The 4,570-nt window shown below is 59.5% G+C and carries 4 protein-coding genes and 2 pseudogenes; 1 reads left to right on the top strand and 5 read right to left on the bottom strand.

Annotated elements, in window-relative coordinates; genetic code table 11:
* Positions 1 to 463: 463 nt before the first annotated feature.
* Positions 464 to 1,609, top strand: a pseudogene (locus M727_RS43605) (hypothetical protein); the annotation flags it as partial.
* Here the strand turns inward: M727_RS43605 and M727_RS41130 are convergent.
* From M727_RS41130 to M727_RS0132430, 5 genes and pseudogenes are all read right to left on the bottom strand, one after another.
* Positions 1,522 to 1,878, bottom strand: coding sequence for a hypothetical protein (locus M727_RS41130; protein WP_084647011.1), 357 nt, complete (start codon positions 1,876 to 1,878; stop codon positions 1,522 to 1,524). The pseudogene M727_RS43605 and the gene M727_RS41130 overlap by 88 nt on opposite strands.
* A 4-nt stretch (positions 1,879 to 1,882) precedes the next feature.
* Positions 1,883 to 2,518, bottom strand: a pseudogene (locus M727_RS38635) (IS5 family transposase); the annotation flags it as partial.
* A complete protein-coding gene (locus tag M727_RS43600) occupies positions 2,410 to 2,718 on the bottom strand; it encodes a transposase (protein WP_245269106.1) in 309 nt (102 codons plus the stop codon). The pseudogene M727_RS38635 and the gene M727_RS43600, both read right to left, overlap by 109 nt.
* Positions 2,719 to 2,873: 155 nt before the next feature.
* Positions 2,874 to 3,212, bottom strand: a complete 339-nt coding sequence (locus M727_RS43595) for a transposase (protein ID WP_245269105.1) — start codon at positions 3,210 to 3,212, stop codon at positions 2,874 to 2,876.
* 293 nt (positions 3,213 to 3,505) lie between these two features.
* On the bottom strand, positions 3,506 to 3,982 hold the full coding sequence (locus M727_RS0132430) for an Lrp/AsnC family transcriptional regulator (RefSeq protein WP_027156002.1): 477 nt from the start codon (positions 3,980 to 3,982) through the stop codon (positions 3,506 to 3,508).
* Positions 3,983 to 4,570 lie beyond the last annotated feature (588 nt).

Raw genomic sequence — 4,570 nt, 5'->3', positions numbered from 1 at the left:
CTCCCAGGGCGCGTTGATGATTTGAGCAAGGCCTCTGATCATAAATCGCGCCTCTCAAAGTAAATCTCTTTGGCGCTCGGGTTCCCGTCTCGACTGGAACTGTCAGGTAAACCACTGGACGACTTTAGTTTTAGCGGATGAGAAAAATCATAAACGAATTACGCCGCCACCTTTGCGCAGCATGGCGTAATACTTCGGCCCAACCGGCGACATTTAACCGACGGCCACTAAACAGCCGCGCCAGTTGTTGAATCAGTCGACCCACTCGCATATTCGACGGCCGCCACGGCACAAGTCTTTAGATCACCTCAACCTTGTAAAGGCGGTTGATCGTCTCGACCAGAGCGTTGTCGTAGCTGCCGGACGCTGCTCGACTCGATGCCGACGGGGCATGCGAATAAAATCGGCACGGCTGATCTTCAGGATCTGCCGGTCCAGGGCAAGACCGTGACGGTGAGCACTTCGCCGGACAAGGAGGGCCGCTGAGATTGTCGGTCTGCTCGGCCATAGCACGGGCGGCCGTCCTGGCGAGGGCTTGATGCGACGGCTCAGTGCGCCGGTCAGCGACCGTCTCTATGCGCAAGCTGTTCGTGAGGGTGCGCGGCAAGCGCGCCAAGTGGCTGATTGGTTCCATCTCATGCAGAATCTGCGGGTCGCAATCGAGGAGCAGATGAGCTTTTGGGCCGCGCCACGGGGCGGGCATTGCTGCCCGATAAGCATATCGGGGGCGCCATCTGATTCAGGATGATCCGCACAGTTGACGCAACGCATTGGCGCCGGGCGCGGTACGCTCGTCGACAATCGTGCAGATAGTTTGGTAATTTTCGATACTGTGCACGCTATGCGCAAGGAAGGGCTGTCCCGTTCCGAAATCGCCCGTCGTACTTGCTATGGCCGACGCAGCATCGCCAAATGGCTGACTTTCGACACGCCACCCAGCCGACGCAGGGCCGTGTTGAAGCCGATCACCCTTATATTTCGAGGCATTTCTCACCCAGTGCTGGAAAGATGGCAAGCGCTGCGGACGGCACCTGTTCCACGATATCGAAACAGCGCGGCTACATAGGCACTCGAGCGACTTCTCGCAGGCTGGCGGCGTGCCGAGAGGCCGGGCAAGGACAGTGCGTCGCTTGCTCCAATCATACGCAATCAACCAGCCCGCAATGCTGTCCCCATACCGGATCTGGCGACGGGCCATTTGATCTCGCCTGTAGTCGCCGCGGCCCTCTGCATGAAGCCGCGAGGCATGCTGACGATCAACCAGGCGGGAAAGGTGGACGTCCTGAAGCAGGGAGCAACGACTTTGCCCTGATGCGTAGGCCATGCGGCTCCGCACTATTTTGCGGGGTCGGGAACCGGGCAAGCTCGACATTTGGATCGACGATGGCCGTCAATTCGAGGCTCGTCGCCATCGCGCGTTTCGCGCGGGCCCTACACCGTGACGTTGACGCCGTTCGCAAATGCCACTGGATTACATGGAGCAACCGCCAGGCGGAAGGGCAGATCACCGCCTGAAGACGATCAAGCTGTGATGTGCGGCAGAGCATGCCCCGAACTCCTTAGAGTGTTTTCGAGAATGCGTCGGGCGGCGTTGGCGCGGCGCTGGTAGATGATTGTGCGGTTTTCGGCGAAGGCCGGTAGGATAATCGCGTCACGCCATTTCCGATTGAAGCCCGGAAGGGCTTCGAGGCGGGCCATGAGGTTGTCAAAGCCGGGAAGTTCCTCATGGATGGTTCGGATTTGCTCGGCCTCGCCGGAGCCGATCACGATATCGCAGCAAATCAGATCGGTGGTGAGTTCGTCGATCTTGTAGGAGATAACCGCGCTTACCTCATCGAGTGAGACGATGTCGGTTCCCTTCGGCGTGACGATGGCCAAGCCGTTATCGGCGGTGCGTGATCAACGACCTGCGCATGGGAAGTCCATTCATGGAGTGAGCCGCCGAAGTAGATTGCTCGCCATGGAGGCGCTTTTCGTAGCGCGAACAAGCCTGCGCCAGCGCGTCATCCAGCCGAAGGTCCGCTCGACCACCCATCGCCGGGCAGCACCTTAAAGCCGGCGACATCGTCCGACCGGCGGATGATCTCGACGGTGAAGTCGCGGTAGGCGGCGGCATCGAGCAGCTTGGTCCCCTCATAGGCGGCATCGCCGAACAAATGCTTCAGCCAGGGCCAACGCCTTACCGAGACGATCTCCTGCGCGCCCGCGCTATCGGAGACGTCGGCTGTTGAGAGATTGACCATGAGCAGCCGTCCATCCGTATCGACCGCAATGTGGCGCTAGCGTCCCTGATCCGTTTGCCCGCGTCAAAGCCACCGCCGGACGGTGCCGATGGAGCATTGACCGACTGGCTATCGACTACCGCCGCCGATGGGCTTTGCTCGCGTGCCTCGCGTTCTCGGTCAAGCATCAGCGCCACATCGTGGATCGTGCGGAACAGCAGGCGGCGTACGAAGCGCCTGAACCACCAGTAGAGCGTCTGCCAAGGCGGGAAATCCTTGGGCAGCATGCGCCAGCCATTGCGCCGATGATCAGCAGCCTGCGGATATCGGCCTGTCCAGCTTTCGACACCCGACCGAGTCTTTCCTTGCCGCCGGACGGGAACTGTCGGGGCACAAGTCCGAGCCAGGCCGCAAAATCCCGGCCGCACCGGAAGCTCTCCATCGCTGGAGCAGATGCTTTGACGGGCAGGGCGATGATTGGGCCGATACCCGGCATCGTCTGAAGCTGCCTCGCGTCATCACTTTGCCTGGAAAGCTCAGCGAGCTTCTTCGTTTTATGGTCGATCCGGGCCGTCTTCTCGCCAATCTGCGCCAGCAGATTGCGGCACTCTTCACGCACGATCTCGGGCAGGTCGATGCAATCGTCTTCGATCATTTCCTCGACGTGCTTGACGTGTGCCGATCCCGAGCGGAACGACCTGCCCGCACTCGGAGCACCGGGCGCAGCGCGTTCACCAGTTCCGTGCGTTGGTGGATAAGGCGTTCGCGAGCGCGGAACAGAACCACCCTCGCTTGCTGATCTGGCGTCTTGGGTTCGACGAAGCGCATTTCAGGCTGACACGCCGCAGTGACGATGGTCTCGGCATCGGCAGCATCATTCTTCTGGCGCTTCACGAAGGGGCGGCCATATTGCGGCGCGATGAACTTGACCTCGTGACCGAGCTTGACCAGCTCGCGAGCCCAGTAATGCGCGCTGCCGCAAGCCTCCATGGCCACCAGTGCCGGCGCCTAATCCGCCATGAACCGCAAAAACTGTCCGCGTGCTAGCTTCTTGCGAAACTTCACCTCTCCCGTCATCGAAGCGCCGTGAAGCTGGAAAACGTTCTTTGCCAGATTCCACCCCGATCATCATATCCTTCATTTGCCGTCCTCTCCGCTCTGTGGCCTATGTCGTCCACATCTTTGGCACTTGCGATGCTGTCTGGGGAGGGCGGCAACCACTCCGTCTGCCAAGCGATTTGACGGTATCGTCTCAGCTGTTCATGCCGGCCCAGGACTGCTCTTCAGAGGTCCATCGGGTCCTCGACCGGAACGCCGAAGCCGAGCTTGACCCGGTCGACAACGACCATTGTCTTGAGGCTCTTTATATGGGCGTTCTGATAGAAGAACTGGCGTGTGAATTGCTCATAGTCCTCCATGCTGCGCGCGGTGATATACAGCAGGAAGTCAGACTCGCCGGTGATGTAGAACCCAGTGGCGATCTGGGGCGAGGCCTTTATATCCTTTTTGAACCGATCGATGATCTCCGCGCGCTCGCGCTCAAGAGTGACGAACACGATCATTTGGATTGGTCTTCCAACCGCTTTGGCGGAGACAATCGAGATATCCGCTTCGATGATGCCTTTCGCGCGGAGCCGTTTTAGACGCCTCTGGCACGCGGTTGCGGAAAGTCCTACCCGCTCGCCAATCACCTCCGATGTCAGCCGGTTGTTCTTCTGTACAAGCTCGAGGATGCGAGCGTCGATGCGGTCATAGTTCATAATTGGGCCTTCCATTGCCGCGACGGACCTCTCCATGCCTGACTCAATGGCTCGGAGTTGGCTCGCCGGCGGCTCCATTGCAGTGATCTTACGTTAGCGATACGGGTTCGGTGGATGCAAGGGTCTCGGTCCAGCGCGCAAATCTCCTGGCCCGATTGAGCTTGCCGCGAATACCGCATGCTCACGCGGCCTTTATCTAGCCTCGCCGGCTCACACGTACTAGCGCAAAGTCTTCGCGCAACCCGTCTAGGGCGCAGAATTCTGCTTTTCTGCCTCCCGCATCGGCGAAATTCACTCTCGCTTCGCGATAGTATTTGCAGAAGAGGCGAGACCTTCCGCGATTTAGCCGTCGCGGGACGACGCAACGTCACCGAGTGGAATTTTTCCCATATCCCGTCATCAGCGTTATAAAAACGTTGCCCAAGATTGTTCTTGTAACGCGAAAGAGCACGCGAGGACATCAACAGAATCATCGCCATGCAGCAGGACCGGCGATCGTGGTCGAGTAGCTCAGCCATTCGGCTTTCGCCCTCACAGATCCGGGCGGGCGGATTTCCCGCACCCGGCTCTTCCCGAGAGTAACCCGCG

It is taken from the genome of Mesorhizobium sp. WSM2561, from assembly GCF_000513915.1.
Taxonomy (GTDB): domain Bacteria; phylum Pseudomonadota; class Alphaproteobacteria; order Rhizobiales; family Rhizobiaceae; genus Mesorhizobium; species Mesorhizobium muleiense.
The sequence above is the reverse complement of the archived record's forward strand: the minus strand, read 5'-3'. Positions and strand labels throughout refer to the sequence as shown.